A 17,223-nucleotide genomic window follows, 5' to 3' on the forward strand; every position below is an offset into this window, starting at 1 on the left:
TAACCTAAGACTTTGTATATCTTTGGCCATTTTTTCGGCTGCTTTTAGTCAATTTGCAAAATCGGATAGCTTCAATAATGTCATTGATGACTTTGACACTTACCTGCAATTAGAGCAGGAAGGTAAAGTGCCGGAAAAGCCATTGAATATTCAAGGTCAGGGATATGACTCATTTTCATCTTTACCGCTCGCTCCTGAGCCAAAAGAAAAATCTAAATCTGCTGCGGGTAAAAATGCAGGCCAAAGTAAAACGCCTGCACGTACCCAACCTAAAGCTAAAGGGGCGGTCACTCAGCAGACCCAGACTAAAGTTACGACGACAAAAGTAGCTACACAAGCTAAAGGTCAGATGACAGAACAACCTAAAGTTGCTTTGTCTGAATGCCCATTACCAGAAGAAAGCATTGTGGATCAACAAACTGGTTCAGCACACCAGTCTTTGTTATTGTCATCCTACCCTTATTTCTTTAATTCAAACCAATGGCATCCACAGTATTTATCGAAAGATTTTGCTAAATACCAAATTGTTCTAGATCCATTAGGACTTTACTCTGCTAAGTACTCAATGGGGGTATTGCGTGATAATACGGCTTACCTAGAACAGCTTGCCGATCTGCTCGCGCAACAACAATCGACTCACCTATTTAGATTTGGTGCTGCTCAAGGCGCTGGTCAGTTAATTGCTTATCATCAACTTTTAACCGATAGGCAATTAGTCGAAAAATTAATTGCACATAATAAAAGTGTAGCGGAACTCAGTCATGATATCGCCGAGAAACAATTTGAAATAGAGCGTATCAATAACGAACTTGCCGAAAATAAAAATCAAGTTGCTTTGTTACGTGAAAAACTAAGTGCAACAGATGATAAAGAAACCATTGTATTACTGACGGATGAATTGAACTCCGTTAAAAATATACTGGCAGATAAAGAAAATAATTTAGAACAACTCACTGCACAGAATCAACAAGCGCAGAAATCAATTGCGGCACTTGAGAAAAAACTTAGCGAAAGTATTCAAGCTCAAGCATTAGCAGAAAAACAACTTGCTGAGAAAGATAAACAAATAGAGCAAGCAAAATTACAATTTGAAAATGCTCAGAAGCAAGTTGAACAATTAACCGCCCAGCTAACTCAATTAGAAACGGATGCAAAAGAGCAGGCGGAACGATTAAATAAAAATAGTGACGAGCAAGTTAAGCTCGTGACTGCTTCACTTGAAAAACAGAAGGAATTACTGAAGCAGAAAGAGTCAGAACTTCAGTTAACTCAAAAACAAAATAGCGATATTCAAGCTGAACTGTTGAAACAGCAAGCAGCTTCTAAAGCTTTTGAGGCTGAGCTAAAAGCGGCACAACAACTGTTAAAAACGAATAAAACAGAGCAAGATTCGCTGGCGAAACAGTATGCAGAAAGTCTGAAAATTCAGCAGCAGCTACAAGAAAAATTAGCGAAACAAGAGCAAGAGTTTGCAACAGCACAAACTCAGCTGAAAAAAGCCAATACGGATGTTGTTGAGCTGCAAAAAGAGATTGAGAAGCAGAAGCAGCTAATGACGCAAGCGTCCGATCAGCAAGTAAAAGCATTGACGGCTGATCTTAACCAACAAATTGCGTTATTGAAGAAACAAGAAGTGGTGTTGCAAAAAGCGGAGTCAGATAGCCAAGCGACACGCGAAGCGCTGGCGAAGCAACAGGCCACAGCGCAACAGTTAGTAGAGCAGAAAAAAGCGTTAGAAGCTGAGTTGAAGACAGCTCAAGCACAGTTACAAGCACAGAAAACTGAGCAAGCAACATTAGCGAAGCAATATGAAGCAGGTCAGAAAGCCCAGCAGCAGCTACAAGAAAAATTAGCGAAACAAGAGCAGGAGTTTGCAACAGCGCAAACTCAGCTGAAAAAAGCCAATACGGATGTTGTTGAGCTGCAAAAAGAGATTGAGAAGCAGAAGCAGCTAATGACGCAAGCGTCGGATCAGCAAGTAAAAGCATTAACGGCTGATCTTAACCAACAAATCGCGTTATTGAAGAAACAAGAAGCAGTGTTGCAAAAAGCAGAGTCGGATAGCCAAGCGACACGCGAAGCGCTGGCGAAGCAACAGGCCGCAGCGAAACAGTTAGCTGAGCAGAATAAGCAGCTACAAGCGCAGTTAAAAGATAACGAGCAGCAGGCCGCAAAACTGCAAGCCTCGTTAACGGCTCAAACGGCACAAGCGGAGCAGAAAAAAGCGTTAGAAGCTGAATTGAAGGCGGCTCAAGCACAGTTACAAGCACAGAAAACGGAGCAAGCGACATTAGCGAAGCAATATGAAGCAGGTCAAAAAGCCCAGCAGCAGCTACAAGAAAAATTAGCGAAACAAGAGCAGGAGTTTGCAACAGCGCAAGCTCAGCTGAAAAAAGCCAATACGGATGTTGTTGAGCTGCAAAAAGAGATAGAGAAGCAGAAGCAGCTAATGACGCAAGCGTCGGATCAGCAAGTAAAAGCATTAACGGCTGATCTTAACCAACAAATCGCGTTATTGAAGAAACAAGAAGCAGTGTTGCAAAAAGCGGAATCGGATAGCCAAGCGACACGCGAAGCGCTGACGAAGCAACAGGCTACAGCGAAACAGTTAGCCGAGCAGAATAAGCAGCTCCAAGCGCAGTTAAAAGATAACGAGCAGCAGGCCGCGAAACTGCAAGCCTCGTTAACGGCTCAAACGGCACAAGCGGAGCAGAAAAAAGCGTTAGAAGCTGAATTGAAGGCGGCTCAAGCACAGTTACAAGCACAGAAAACGGAGCAAACGGCATTAGCGAAGCAATATGAAGCAAGTCAGAAAGCCCAGCAGCAGCTACAAGCGAAATTAACGCAGCAAGAAGAAGGCTTCACTACCGCTCAGGCTCAACTGAAAAAAGCGAATACTGATATCGCTCAGTTACAAAAAGAGATTGAGAAGCAGAAGCAGCTAATGACGCAAGCGTCGGATCAGCAAGTGAAATCATTAACGGTTGAGCTTACTCAGCAAGTATCGCTATTAAAATTGCAAGAAGCGGTACTGAAGAAAGCGGAAGAAGATAGTCGAGCGACACGCGAAGCGCTGGCGAAGCAACAGGCCGTAGCGAAACAGTTAGCCGAGCAGAATAAGCAGCTACAAGCGCAGTTAAAAGATAACGAGCAGCAGGCCGCGAAACTGCAAACCGTGTTGACGGCACAAACCGCGCAGACGGAGCAACATAAAGCATTAGAAGCTGAATTGAAAGCTGCTCAAAAACAGTTACAAGCACAAAAAGCGGAAGTTGAAAAACAAGCTAAAGAGCGTGAGCAACAAATTAAACGCCTTGAAACTGATATTACGACTAAAGAGAAAAAAGCGGCTGAAATTGATAAACAGTTAGTCGAGGCTAACAAACAAATCAGTGCATTAAAACTGGATGCTGAGAAGCTAAAAGGAATTGATAATAAATATCAATCTCAGAATACTGAGTTAGAAAAACTGAAAAAACAGTTAGCTGACAGTGCTAATTTGCAAAAAGAGTTAGCAACAGCTAAAGATCAATTGAAGAAACTAGAAGCTGAATTGAAGCAGCAAATGTCATTAACTTCGAATGAAGCGCTTAAAGCTCAGATCATGGAGTTAAATAAAAAAGTCATGCAGCTTCAAGATGAAAATGACAAGTTAAAAGCGAAAATAGCGCCGAGTGGCTCTACATCGATTATGGGAGCACCTAAAAAGCAACTGTCTCAAAAAGAGCTAAAGGCAATTGCTCAAGCGAATGCAAAGCGTAATCAACGTATAATTGAGGAAATCACTAAGCAGAAATACAGTAAGCTTGATAGCTTTACGTATTATAAAATCCTGCAAAAAGGTAAGCCAATTACCAATGTGCAGAAGAAAAATATCACATTTATTATGCGAGAACAGCTTACTGATGGAACTCTGACGGTACTGTATAAGGATCAAGAGCCTGTCACATTGCCTTATAGTGAACTACCCGCACCGTTGAACTCCTTTGTTGAGAAAGCGGGTGAAGGGGGTATGGTTAAGGTTTATATTAAGCCAGAAGGTGGTTATGGCGTCGATGGAATACCTGGGGTCATTCCGCCAAACTCAATGTCGATTATTGATTTAAAAATTATCAGCGCTAAATAACCATAATCAAAAAGTTAAAAAAGGCCGTTTTACTAATTTAGTAAACGGCCTTTTTTGTTATCGTCCCTGCATAAGTACTGAAATTTTTTCCGTTATCCATTATTGAAAAACCACTGAAATAGAGATTAGAACCATCGAATTGAGAGCAATTCGGTTAGGGAAGGGCAGGCGTTTAGCTAATTATTATCTGCCTTTCTGTCAGTATATAGGGCAATGCACACATATCTATAACTGACAGGGCAAATGTATTTTTTAGAAATAATCTAAATCATCACATCAGTGAGTCGGTGATCTTGATTTACTTGGCGTATACCCAAAACGCTTACGATAGCTTTGTGTAAAATAAGATTGACTTGAAAAGCCTGCTTCCATTGATATTTCAACGATACTCATTTGAGTATTTACAAGCAATTGATGTGCATACATAATTCTTTTTTCGCTGATCCATGAACGTGGTGAGGTTGAATAAACCGCATTAAATAGTTCTTTAAAAGTTGTTAAGCCCATACCGAATGTTTTCGCAAAATCAGCCAGCTTCCACTCTTTTAAAAAGTTATTTTCCATGAAATTCTGTAATCGTTCTGCTTGTCGATTACTCAGTTGTCTTAAATTAGCCAGCAGCTTTGAGCCTTGTTCACTATAAGAAAGCAATAAAAGAAACTCAGATATACGTAATGTCACCAGTAATCTAGGGTATTGTTGGTCAACGATGGCTTTAAAGCTATTTTTTAATTCATCAATGAGTGTTGATGTAGTAAACCTAATCACATCATAGCTATTGGTTTCTGTACGTTCAATTTCACTCAATTGGCTGCCATAAAGATTAATGAACTCTCGTAAAAATTGATCTTCTAAGGATATCCAAAGAAATTCACAATCTGACTCATCATCCGTGCTTTTTAAAGCATATGAACCTTGTTTGTGATAAAGAATATCACCACAGTGTAATGTTTCTATTGATGTAGGGCTTTCCCATATCAAGCTGCCCTTTTCAATAATAATTAATCCTTTTGTAGGTTGGTCGATGATAGAATACGGGTTCTCTTTATTAACCAAGACTCTTTTTATACGACGGTTAGTTACATTGCTATCATTTTGCATAACGCATCCTGAGTGTTAATTTTTTAATTAAATGTTGAATTTGTTAATGTAAAGTTAAGGCTGAATTCCTTTATCTATTTATTAGATGAACAATAAATTCATCTTTATCTGATTGATCAAAATTATATAAATCAGCCTTTTTTGTGTCACAGATTAATTCTAAATATTAATAAATGTTTCCAAATGCTGATTTTCCGAATTAATATCTTTTTTTGATCGAAAAAAGTATTGTTAAAGATGTTTTTTGGTTATTTATAACTAGTTAGTTGTTTTTGTGTAGTGATTAATACTGATAAATGGTTTTTAGTAGCATAAAAAGTAATCTAATGGTTTTATTCAATTCTGGTGTTTTTTGATCTAGATGGGGTAAGCCACCTTTTTCTACATATTAGGAGGAAAATATAGTGATAGCTTTTATTGTTATTAATATCGGAAAATATAGTACTGATAAATAAATTTTATGTTTTTATCTGTTAGCCATGTTATCAATTAATTTTATTACATGTAACGATAATAAATATTTGTCGTAATAACATAAATCACACAATATTTGAGATAGAAATCTCATTTATTAAACATATTTTCTAAAAGTATGGTTTTTGATAGTTCTATAAACATAGATTTTGATTATTAGTTATCATGGGGTACTAATTTTTAGAGAAACGTCACTCAAATGAAATGGATATAAGCTCTGTCGAGGAAGCAACCTATTGACGAGTTAAAAAAGATTTACAAGTGTTTAGGGGGCTAAGCGATAAATGACAATTAGTATGCCATAAATTGATAGGGCAACAGTTGGCGTTAAGAAAGGGGGCTTTTAAGATTATTTAATGATTGTTTCTTTTATTATCATCACACTCATTATCAATATATTTTAGCAAACTAATAAACCCAGCGAATATCACAATGTAAATAAAAAGTTATCTAGCGGTTAATTATCTGTGGATGAATTTCTATTACGTTTTCTTTCAGGGAGTTCAGGAACTGGCTTTCGGTCATCAAGTAAATGTCTGATGGCTAAGATGGGGTGATGGAGTAACATTTTTGGCCCAGCCCAGCGCATTACTATTTTCATTTGTTCTCGCATTTTTGGCTGGTAACAATGTATTGGGCATTGTTTACAAGCAGGCTTTTGCTCTCCATAACGGCATTTTTCGAGCCGATTAATTGCATAGGCATAGAGCTTTTTATATTGTTCTGGCGAATCAGCCGGTGCAGGATGTGCCTTTTCGTAGAGTTGGATCATTTTTTCGATAGTTTTTATTTCCCGCTGGATACGTTTCCCAACCATCTGTGCACCTCAATCTATCTACAATAAATTGCATTTAATATACATGTTATTGAAGGGAATAGAAAGTCGGCATGATAAGAAGATAAACCGAAAATGGCATAAGTAACGACTTATGCCATAATAAACAATAAGATAAAATTAACTAGAAAATGAGTAATATAAATTGTTAATTAAGGTTTAACTAAACCAAAAACAAGATAAAAACTTACTTATTTAGCCTAGTAAATTGAATACTAACCTTTATTTGCCGATTGCATTATTTTTTGCATTTCGTCTTTTATATGCAATTTTTCTTTTTTAAGCTTAGCAACATGCTCATTATAACCAGCACCGGAAGGGCCTTCTAATTTGCTGATCTCTTTATCGAGCTGATGATGTTTTTCATAAAGATTTTGGAAGCGGGGATGAGTAGATATTAACTTTGAAACTAAATCTTGCTCTGTAGATAACATAGTACCTCCTCAGAATGTATTTAAGCCTCATCTCCAGTATAAGCACTGTCTATTATTTATGCATTAAAACAGAGAAGAATTTACATAGTTTTTATCAAATTTATGATCATTCTACTAAAATTAGCTATGATGGGATTGAATTAGATAGTTATATTTTCTTATTTTTGAAATTAAGAATTATCCATGGTGTAAATTGTAGTATTTTTCACTTACTCTAGGTAAAAAGATTTCTATTTTTTATTAATATGATTGCATTTGATGGGATTTTATCATGAAAAAAGCGATTTTATCTGTAATGGCAGTAGCCTTAGTATCGTCTTGCGCAATGGCGACAGGGGAGTTAGAAAAGATCGCACCTTATCCTAAAGCAGAAAATGGCATGACACGTCATGTGATCCAGTTGGCAGCAAAACCGAATGAAGATAATTATCAGGTTGAGCTTGTGATCGGTAAAACCATTAAAGCAGATTGTAACCGTCAATGGTTTATGGGCGATCTAGAAGAAAAAACACTGGAAGGTTGGGGCTATAGTTATTATCAGTTAGAAGATGTTAAAGGGCCCGCTTCAACGATGATGGCATGTTCAGAGCCTGCAAAAGAACGTTTTGTGACTACGCAACTTGGTGATGATGCTTTTGTTCGTTATAACAGCAAATTGCCTATTGTAGTTTACGCTCCGAAAGATATGGATGTGAAATATCGTATTTGGTCAACGGATGATCAACTGCTCGATTCGGTCAAGAAATAACATATCCTATAAGTGCCACGGTTAATGCTGTGGCACTTTCCTTTATGGCTATCTAATAACTAAGACAGATGTTTTTGCATGGCGTACGATAGTTGATGCCGTAGAGCCTAATAAATAGGTGGAGGCACTTGGACGATGAGAGCCGAGTACAATTAAGCTCGCACCGATATCATCGGCATAACTGAGTATTTCGTCTTTGGCGGAGCCAATGCCAATTTTGCAGGTAATTCTTTCACCGGCGATATTAATATCTTTGATCACGTCTTCTAATGCTTTCAGAGCAAGCACGGAGCGTTCTGCCGAGTTTTTATGACTTTCAGGTAAGATAGTCACTTCAATACCAAAAAATAGCTCAGCGCTTGGGATCACAGATAAAAAATGAATTTCTGGTGAGCCTAATTTTGCTAGTTCTTCGATATGTTTAATGATCTGTGGATTAAGTGAGTCTTCTAATAGGTCGATAGGAACTAAAATTTTATTATACATAACCACCTCATTCATATGTTTATTCAAGCCATTATAGCAGTTAAGATTTAATATAGTATAAAGGATTTAACTTTTGTTAAATCAATGTAATTTAAACAAAAAAACTATCATTTTCTGCTATTCAATTTAATACAAAAATAATAAAAATAACGATTATTATTCAATTCGATAGACTACAATTAAATAACAAGACTTTTCTTTAATTATATGTCATTATTTACAGTGGATTTCATAACTAATTGATTTAAAAAGTTTAATTAAATGATAATTATTTTGCTTTTCATTAAGAATATATTATGGACAAAGAGAAAATATTAAATACGACAGGTGATGAGCTTACTCTTCAGCAGAAAAAGTTTCATGCAGCTAAAAAAAGCACCTTAGTCAGTGTCATTGTGAATATGGTGCTTTCTATATGGCAGATTATCATTGGTTTTATTTCTCATTCTCAAGGGTTAATTGCCGACGGTATTCATACATTATCAGATCTCGTTGCTGACTTTGTTGTATTAATTGCCAATAAAAAGAGTCATAAAAAGCCTGATGAAGACCATCCTTATGGCCATTTTCGATATGAAAATGGTGCTTCATTGATCTTAGGGATTATTTTATTGATTGTTGGCGTTGGCATGATTTGGTCGGCTGTACAAAAAATGCTTGACCCTGATTTAATCCAAGAAGTTCACACGATTGCTCTCGTCGCAGCATTGGTCTCGTTGGTGGCGAAAGAAGGGCTTTTCCGCTATATGTTAAAAGTTGCCAATCAGGTCAACTCCAGCATGTTGGTTGCGAATGCTTGGCACGCTCGTTCAGATGCGGCATCTTCACTGGTTGTCGCGATTGGGATTATTGGTAGCTTATGTGGTTTGAAAATTTTTGACCCTATCGCGGCATTAATTGTGGGTACTTTTGTTTTCCGCATGGGCTATAAATTTACTTATCAATCAATGCAAGATCTGATGGATAAAGGTGCTGATGAAGAAACATTGCAAGAAATTCGTACTGTGCTTGAAAACATTGAGGGGATCAAAGGGTTTCACGATTTGAAAACACGTAAATCGGGCGATTTCTATTTAGTTGATGTTCATTTAGAGGTCGATGGTGATATGTCGATTGTGGCAGGCCATGAAATTGCGGTAAATGTACGTGATAAATTAATGGAAAACCCGCAAATCCTCAATGTCATGACTCACTTAGATCCTTACGATAAAGAATGTATTCATTAGCTGAAAACCGCCAATAGAAAAATAACCGAAAGGGCCTCGCTTTCGGTTTTTTCTTCAAACTATCTTCCTGATTAAGCCTCTTTATATCTCAATCGTGCTTTATTTCACAAACTGTTTCACTATGTGGCCGGTGTTGAACATATTGAAAATGCATTGCTCTTCGCCTCTGAAAAGCCCCTTATTGAGGTTATTTGTGTAAACGTTTACACTATCGCGAGATAGATCACAGAATAAGGTATTAGCCCGTTGCTATACTTTGCAAAGTGAATTTTCATATCCTTAATAGAATCAAGGGGTAAACGATGCAGCCAACAAAAGTGCTTGTCACAGGGGGGATGGGGTATATTGGTAGCCATACGTGTGTGCAGATGATCCAAGCTGGGTTTGCTCCAATCATTATTGATAATTTGTGCAATGCGAAAGAGGAAGTGCTCAATCGTATTGAAAAGCTAACCGCAGTGCGCCCGCTTTTTTATCAAGGTGATATTCGTGACGAATCTCTGTTAAACCGTCTTTTCTCTGAACATAAAATCAGCGCAGTGATCCATTTTGCGGGGTTAAAAGCCGTTGGTGAGTCGGTAGAAAAACCACTCGAATATTATGATGTGAATGTTAATGGCACCTTGGTGCTAGCCAAATGTATGCAGCGTGCTGGCGTACATCGTATCATCTTTAGCTCCTCCGCGACTGTTTACGGTGAACCGGATACGGTGCCTATTACAGAAAACTTTCCAACTGGCAATACACAAAGCCCGTATGGCACAAGTAAATACATGGTTGAACGCTGTTTATCCGATTTGGTGATCGCCGAACCAAATTGGTCTGTGACCTTATTACGCTATTTCAATCCAGTTGGTGCCCATCCTTCAGGTTTGATGGGGGAAGATCCGCAAGGTATACCGAATAATCTAACGCCTTATATTACTCAAGTCGCCGTTGGCAGACGAGAAAAATTGTCTATTTATGGAAACGATTACCCTACTGTTGATGGAACAGGTGTGCGTGATTATATCCATGTTATGGATTTAGCGGATGGGCATGTGGCTGCACTGAAAGTGGTTAGTCAGCAGGTAGGATTACATATTTACAACCTCGGTACGGGGAGAGGAACGAGTGTATTGGAAGTCCTACACGCATTTGAAAAAGCTGTCGGCAGGGAAATCCCATACGTTGTTGTGCCAAGAAGGGCCGGTGATATCGCCGAGTATTGGTCGACATCAGAAAAAGCACAGCGCGAACTTGGTTGGAAGGCAACTCGTACCATTGATGACATGGCTATGGATTCATGGCGCTGGCAGTCTCAAAACCCTAATGGCTATGAATCGTAATAGATACAGGAGAAATAGAACATCATGGATAAAATAGCGTTCAACCCATCAGATTGCCCGCATCGGCGTTATAACCCATTAACAGGACAATGGGTTTTGGTCTCACCTCATCGTGCTAAACGACCTTGGAGTGGGCAAGATGAGAAGGTGGAAGTGAAACAACTGCCTAAATACGATGGAAACTGTTTTTTATGCCCAACCAACCATCGCGTTTCTGGTGATATCAATCCTGATTATCAAGATACATATGTGTTTCAAAACGATTATTCTGCACTATTACCTAGGTCTTGTGCGCAGCCAAAAGAACAATCGCCTTTATTTAAAACACAAGCGGTCAGTGGCTTGAGCCGAGTGATCTGCTTTTCACCTGATCACAGTAAGACTTTACCTGAACTATCGACAGCTCAAATCGGCCGTGTAATTGAAACTTGGCAGCAGCAAATTGATGAACTCAGCCAACGGTTTTTATGGGTACAAGTTTTTGAAAATAAAGGTGAGGTGATGGGGTGCTCTCAGCCACACCCTCATGGGCAGATTTGGGCGAGTGATTTCTTGCCTAATGAAATTGCTCGTAAAGATGAGCACTTAAAACAGTATTACCAGCAGCAAGGAAGCAATTTACTGTTGGATTATGCACAGGCAGAGCTGAAAGATGGCTCTAGAACGGTAGTGGAAACAGCACATTGGCTTGCTGTTGTGCCTTATTGGGCGGCTTGGCCGTTTGAAACCATGCTAATGCCTAAAATACATATTCGGCGTATGAATGAAATGAGTGTAGAGATACGCGATGACCTTAGTGTTGCACTGAAAAAGCTCACCTGTCGTTATGACAATCTCTTTCATTGTGCATTCCCTTACTCGATGGGATGGCATTTCGCTCCATTTTTTAGTGATAACCGAGAGATTGAACACTGGCAGCTTCATGCTCTTTTTTATCCACCTTTGTTGCGCTCAGCGACAATCAAAAAATTTATGGTTGGCTATGAAATGTTAGCTGAAACTCAACGTGATTTAACCCCTGAACAAGCAGCGGAAAGGTTACGGGGTGTCAGTGATATTCACTACAAGCAGCAGTAAATATTTAGAGCATACAACCAGCATGGCCGAGCCATTCCATTATTACCCAGATATTATCGAGAGGTTGCTATGAATAGCATCGAAATACTCCAACAAAAAGTGACAGAAGCCTTTATTAAGGGCTTTGATGCTCAGCCCGAGGTCTATGCGCAAGCGCCAGGACGTGTGAATATTATTGGTGAACACACTGATTATAATGATGGGTTTGTTTTACCTTGTGCAATTGATTATCAAACAATGACGGCAGCCAGAAAGCGCCCTGACCGTTTAATTCGCGTGATTGCAGCCGATTATGGCTATGATATTGATGAGTTTAGCCTTGATGAAGAGATCCTATTTTTGCCTGAAAAAATGTGGGCAAACTATATTCGAGGCGTCGTTAAATATCTATTAGCCAGAGGGTATCAATTTGGCGGATGTGAAATTGCGGTAAGTGGCAATGTACCACAAGGGGCAGGACTTAGCTCGTCGGCTTCACTGGAAGTGGTGATTGGACAGACATTAAAGATATTGTATCAATTGGAGATTAGCCAACAAGACATCGCTTTGAATGGTCAGCAAGCTGAAAACCAATTTGTCGGTTGTAATTGTGGCATTATGGATCAGTTAATTTCTGCTTGCGGTGATGAGGGGCATGCACTATTAATCGATTGCCGTAGCCTAGAGTTAGCACCAATTCCAATTCCTGATGATCTTGTCGTCATGATCATCAATTCAAATAAAAAACGCGGATTAGTGGATAGTGAGTATAATATTCGACGTCAGCAATGTGAAACTGCGGCGAAACAATTCGGCGTGAAAGCTTTGCGGGATGTTACATTGGCACAATTCGCCCAAAAGCAGGGGGAATTGACACCTCTAGTGGCTAAACGCGCTAAGCATGTTATTAGCGAAAACGACAGAACACTTGCCGCCGCAAAAGCCTTAACTGAAAATAATCTTCCCCTATTGAGTATGCTGATGGAGCAGTCACATATTTCTATGCGGGATGATTTTGAAATTACCGTAAAAGAGATTGATACCTTAGTAGAGATTGTGAAAGCGGTTCTAGGGGATCAAGGCGGCGTGAGAATGACAGGCGGCGGTTTTGGTGGCTGCGTGGTGGCATTGATGAAACAGCAACTCGTTACTCCTGTCATTGATGCGGTTGAGCAAAAGTATCAAGCGTTGACAGGGCTGAAGGCCGATATTTATGTTTGCCAGCCTAGTGATGGTGCTGGGATCATGGCGAATGCATGAAAATTGTAGGGAGAAAAGAATGCAGTTATCGAAAGACCAAGGGTATGTGGCACGTGCATCTAAAGTGATTGCATTGACCAACAGACATGGCATGAAAATTTTATTGTCAACCTTGGGAGCAAGTTGGATAAGCTGCATATTACCCATGTCGGCAGGTAAACGTGATGTTTTACTCGGTTCACCGAATATGGCGGCCCAAATGGATCAAGGCGTTTATCTAGGTGCAACCGTTGGGCGAGTTGCGAACCGGATTGCACATGGCCGTTTTAATTTAGCGGGTCGTGAGTATCAGGTGACAAGTAATCAAGGTGAACACTGTTTACATGGCGGTCGGGATAATTTTAGTTATCGTGTTTGGAAGGTGACTCAAATTAACCCATATGAGGCAATTTTTTCGTTGGTTTCAGAAGATGGCGATCAGGGATTTCCTGGGGAGTTACAAGCTGAAGTCCGCTATGTATTAACGGATGAAAATAAAGTCATTATCGACTATCGTACACAAGTGAGTGAGTTGTGCCCTGTAAATTTAACCAATCATGCTTATTTTAATTTAGCAGGGGAAGATTCGGCGAGAACGGCCTTAGAGCACGATTTACAACTAGCGGCCACCCATTATCTGCCTACCGATAAGGGGGGGATCCCAACAGGCGAATGGCGTGATGTTTCTGAGACGTTTTTCGATTTTCGTCGTAAAAAGCGTATAGGCTATGATTTTTTGCAAGACGATGATCAAAAAGCAGTTGGTGGTTATGATCATGCGATGATCTTGGCTCCAGAGCTTACGGATGGTGAGCAAACGGTCGCTTCACTCTTTTCACCAGAAGGTGATGTTCGAATGGATATCGCAACAACTTTGCCAGCAATGCAAGTTTATACAGGGAATTATTTGATTTCGGTTCCGGGAAAATCACGTCATTATACCCCGTTTTCAGGTGTGGCCTTTGAAACTCAGTTTCCACCGGATGCCGTTAACCACCCTGAATGGGGGGAGCAATACAGCGGTATTTCACAGCCAAATCAAATATATCACCAGAAAACGAGCTATCACTTTATTTTCTGAGAGTAACGCCGCCTCATGCGGCGTTTTTCATATTACTATATTAAAAGTAGGGTCATCGTATCTATAATATACCCCATTGTTTTTTATACTAATGCATTGTTTAATGGCATCGACTGAACTTAGAGGTAAAAAATGGCAACGATCAAAGATGTAGCGAGAGAAGCGGGAGTGTCGGTGGCGACAGTTTCTCGAGTGATTAATCAATCACCGAAGGCAAGCAAAATGTCGATTGCTGCGGTTAAAAGTGCCATGAATAAACTCGGTTATCGTCCAAATGCAGCCGCTCGCGCATTGGTAAATCAAAGTTCTAACACTATTGGGGTATTGGTGAATGATGTCTCAGACCCTTTTTTTGGTACGATGGTCAAAGCGGTTGATGCGGTTGCCCACAAAAATGGTAAACACATTTTAATTTGTAATGGTTATCACACGGCGCAGGAAGAGCGCCAATCTATCGAATTGCTGATCAATAATCGCTGTGATGCCCTCGTTATTCACTCTAAAGCGTTGTCAGACGAAGAGCTGATAGAATTTGCCGAAGAAGTTCCTAGCATGGTATTGATTAATCGACGTATTGAGGCGATTGCTGATCGCTGTATTTCGTTGAATAACTACAAGGGTGCCTATCTTGCCACTGAGCACTTGATCCGCCAAGGCCATACTAAAATTGCTTATATTTCATCGGATCATAAAATAGAAGACGCTGAACAGCGGTTACTTGGCTATCGTGATGCATTGAAAAAACATGCAATTTCATTACCTGAAAGCTATATCGAATATGGCAAGCCTTATGGTGAGGGTGGTGAGCAGGCGATGACTAATCTATTGACTAAGTCCTTAGAGATCACCGCGGTTGTCGGGTATAACGATTTTATGGCCGCGGGGGCAATTGCAGTACTTGATGAAAATGACATTCATTCCCCAGAGCAGGTATCCGTGATTGGTTTTGATGATGTACTGATTGCCCGTTATATTCACCCACGTTTAACAACCATTCGTTATCCTATCCAAATGATGGCTGAACGTGCCACTGAATTAGCGCTTGCTTTAGCACGTAATGAAAATATAGAGGCTGGTGGTTTAATCTATTCCCCTACACTGGTACAGCGTAACTCTGTACGTCCATTGAAAACCTCATGACTTCAACAATGTAAACGTTATCATATCTTTTGATGACGTTGACCCACCAGAGACATTTTTTCTCAAAAAATCCAAAATCGGACATTTTATGTACGTAAAATCGCCTTTAATGTGTTAAATAACATACAATTATTTGACATTTCGTTGATAAAATTAATCTATTATAAAAATCTGTGATTAATCTAACAGTGATATGCAATGGTAACGTTTACACTAATGGTGAATCATTTGGTGAAGGTGAAGGAACTTGATCATGCATACAGAAGGCGTTGGATTGAGCACATTAGACTACGGGATATTTATCCTGTATGTGCTTATTATCATATCAGTCGGTTTATGGGTTTCTCGTAATAAAAAAGGCGAGAAAAAAGGCACGAAAGACTATTTCTTAGCAGGAAAAACATTACCGTGGTGGGCAATTGGCTCTTCATTAATAGCTGCAAACATCTCTGCCGAGCAGTTTATCGGTATGTCAGGTTCAGGGTTTTCTATCGGATTAGCGATTGCCTCTTATGAGTGGATGGCTGCGTTAACACTAATTATCGTTGCTAAATATTTCATGCCTATTTTTATCGATAAGGGTATTTTTACTATCCCTGAATTCGTTGAAAAACGGTTTAATCGTACGTTAAAAACGATTTTAGCAGTATTTTGGCTAGCTTTATTTGTCTTTGTTAACTTAACATCTGTTCTTTATTTAGGTGCGTTGGCTCTACAGACTATCCTTGGCATTCCAATGTCTTATGCAATATTGGGTTTGGCGCTGTTTGCTATTGCCTACTCTCTTTATGGTGGTCTATCGGCAGTGGCGTGGACCGATGTTGTTCAAGTCTTCTTCCTTATTTTGGGTGGCTTACTGACGGCTATCATGGCGGTGAGTTACATCGGTGGTGATGCAGGGATCATGGCAGGTATGAGCCGTATGGTTAGTGAAGCTCCCCAGCATTTTGAAATGATTTTAAGCCAAGATAACCCTCAGTTTAGCAATTTACCGGGTATTGCGGTGTTGATTGGTGGTTTGTGGATCGCTAACTTGTATTATTGGGGTTTCAACCAATATATTATCCAACGCGCTTTAGCGGCTAAATCTATCAATGAAGCACAAAAAGGTCTGGTTTTTGCTGCCTTCTTGAAATTAATTGTTCCTATCCTTGTTGTTGTTCCAGGGATTGCAGCGTATGTGATTGTCACTGATCCACAATTACTTGCGGGACTTGGTACAATGGCCCAAGAGCATATTCCAACGCTCGCACAGGCCGATAAAGCCTATCCATGGTTAACGCAATTCTTACCTGTCGGAGCGAAAGGGGTTGTATTTGCGGCATTGGCTGCTGCAATTGTTTCATCATTAGCGTCAATGTTGAACTCGGTCGCAACCATTTTCACGATGGATATCTATAAAGAGTATATTGCGCCTTCGACCAGCGATCATAAATTAGTTAATGTAGGTCGAGTCAGTGCGGTCGTGGCATTAATTATTGCCTGCTTTATCGCTCCATTACTGGGGAATATTGGCCAAGCTTTCCAATATATTCAGGAATATACAGGTTTAGTTAGCCCAGGTATTTTAGCCGTCTTCTTATTAGGGTTGTTCTGGAAAAAAACGAATGCAAAAGGGGCAATTATTGGTGTGCTTCTTTCTATTCCGTTTGCATTATTCTTGAAGTTAATGCCTTTAGGTATGCCATTCCTTGACCAGATGATGTATACCTTCTTCTTTACTGCGGTAGTGATTGGGCTGATCAGCTTAACAACATCAAAAGAAGATGATAGCCAAGGTGCAATTATCCTGACATCAGAAACTTTTAAAACATCAACAGGCTTCAACGTTGCTTCTTATGCAATCATGATTATCTTGTGTGTACTGTATGCACTGTTTTGGTAAGACATGGGCTTGATCAATAACGGGGACAGATGTCCCCGTTTTAGATCGAATAAATAAAGTTTTA

The 17,223-nt window shown here is 39.6% G+C and carries 13 protein-coding genes; 9 read left to right on the top strand and 4 right to left on the bottom strand.

Annotated features, from left to right (window positions below; translation table 11 throughout):
* Positions 1 to 22 precede the first annotated feature (22 nt).
* On the top strand, positions 23 to 4,126 hold the full coding sequence (locus PR833_RS17325) for a hypothetical protein (protein ID WP_272526375.1): 4,104 nt from the start codon (positions 23 to 25) through the stop codon (positions 4,124 to 4,126).
* Positions 4,127 to 4,402: 276 nt separating this feature from the next.
* Here PR833_RS17325 and PR833_RS17330 read toward each other — a convergent pair whose 3' ends face one another.
* The 3 genes from PR833_RS17330 to PR833_RS17340 all read right to left on the bottom strand — a co-directional run bounded on the left by PR833_RS17330 (position 4,403) and on the right by PR833_RS17340 (position 6,970).
* Positions 4,403 to 5,227, bottom strand: a complete 825-nt coding sequence (locus PR833_RS17330) for a helix-turn-helix transcriptional regulator (RefSeq protein WP_004921678.1) — start codon at positions 5,225 to 5,227, stop codon at positions 4,403 to 4,405.
* Between the two features lie 931 nt (positions 5,228 to 6,158).
* The gene (locus tag PR833_RS17335) at positions 6,159 to 6,518 is read right to left on the bottom strand and encodes a nitrous oxide-stimulated promoter family protein (protein WP_004921676.1); all 360 of its coding nucleotides are present in this window, start codon (positions 6,516 to 6,518) and stop codon (positions 6,159 to 6,161) included.
* Between the two features lie 233 nt (positions 6,519 to 6,751).
* The gene (locus PR833_RS17340) at positions 6,752 to 6,970 is read right to left on the bottom strand and encodes a DUF465 domain-containing protein (RefSeq protein WP_004921673.1); all 219 of its coding nucleotides are present in this window, start codon (positions 6,968 to 6,970) and stop codon (positions 6,752 to 6,754) included.
* Between the two features lie 271 nt (positions 6,971 to 7,241).
* Here PR833_RS17340 and eco point away from each other — a divergent pair, with 271 nt between their 5' ends.
* Positions 7,242 to 7,718, top strand: a complete 477-nt coding sequence (gene eco, locus PR833_RS17345) for a serine protease inhibitor ecotin (protein ID WP_004921671.1) — start codon at positions 7,242 to 7,244, stop codon at positions 7,716 to 7,718.
* A gap of 48 nt (positions 7,719 to 7,766) precedes the next feature.
* Here eco and PR833_RS17350 read toward each other — a convergent pair whose 3' ends face one another.
* Positions 7,767 to 8,204 (bottom strand): universal stress protein, encoded by a 438-nt coding sequence (locus PR833_RS17350; RefSeq protein ID WP_014656379.1) that lies wholly within the window; start codon positions 8,202 to 8,204, stop codon positions 7,767 to 7,769.
* 296 nt (positions 8,205 to 8,500) lie between these two features.
* On the opposite strand from PR833_RS17350, the gene PR833_RS17355 reads away from it, so the two are divergent.
* The 7 genes from PR833_RS17355 to PR833_RS17385 all read left to right on the top strand — a co-directional run bounded on the left by PR833_RS17355 (position 8,501) and on the right by PR833_RS17385 (position 17,159).
* Positions 8,501 to 9,430 (top strand): cation diffusion facilitator family transporter, encoded by a 930-nt coding sequence (locus PR833_RS17355; RefSeq protein ID WP_014656378.1) that lies wholly within the window; start codon positions 8,501 to 8,503, stop codon positions 9,428 to 9,430.
* A 302-nt stretch (positions 9,431 to 9,732) separates the two neighbouring features.
* The gene (gene galE / locus PR833_RS17360) at positions 9,733 to 10,758 is read left to right on the top strand and encodes a UDP-glucose 4-epimerase GalE (RefSeq protein WP_272526376.1); all 1,026 of its coding nucleotides are present in this window, start codon (positions 9,733 to 9,735) and stop codon (positions 10,756 to 10,758) included.
* A gap of 24 nt (positions 10,759 to 10,782) precedes the next feature.
* Positions 10,783 to 11,835 (top strand): UDP-glucose--hexose-1-phosphate uridylyltransferase, encoded by a 1,053-nt coding sequence (locus PR833_RS17365; protein ID WP_004921656.1) that lies wholly within the window; start codon positions 10,783 to 10,785, stop codon positions 11,833 to 11,835.
* 78 nt (positions 11,836 to 11,913) lie between these two features.
* Positions 11,914 to 13,074 (top strand): galactokinase, encoded by a 1,161-nt coding sequence (galK, locus tag PR833_RS17370; RefSeq protein ID WP_392504923.1) that lies wholly within the window; start codon positions 11,914 to 11,916, stop codon positions 13,072 to 13,074.
* A gap of 19 nt (positions 13,075 to 13,093) precedes the next feature.
* Entirely contained in the window at positions 13,094 to 14,134 is a 1,041-nt protein-coding gene (galM, locus tag PR833_RS17375) for a galactose-1-epimerase (RefSeq protein ID WP_040133337.1), read from the top strand.
* Between the two features lie 132 nt (positions 14,135 to 14,266).
* Positions 14,267 to 15,274, top strand: coding sequence for a substrate-binding domain-containing protein (locus PR833_RS17380; protein ID WP_004921645.1), 1,008 nt, complete (start codon positions 14,267 to 14,269; stop codon positions 15,272 to 15,274).
* Between the two features lie 253 nt (positions 15,275 to 15,527).
* Positions 15,528 to 17,159, top strand: coding sequence for a sodium/sugar symporter (locus tag PR833_RS17385; protein ID WP_040133336.1), 1,632 nt, complete (start codon positions 15,528 to 15,530; stop codon positions 17,157 to 17,159).
* Positions 17,160 to 17,223: the final 64 nt, after the last annotated feature.

The organism is Providencia sp. PROV189, assembly GCF_028480065.1.
Classification (GTDB): domain Bacteria; phylum Pseudomonadota; class Gammaproteobacteria; order Enterobacterales; family Enterobacteriaceae; genus Providencia; species Providencia stuartii.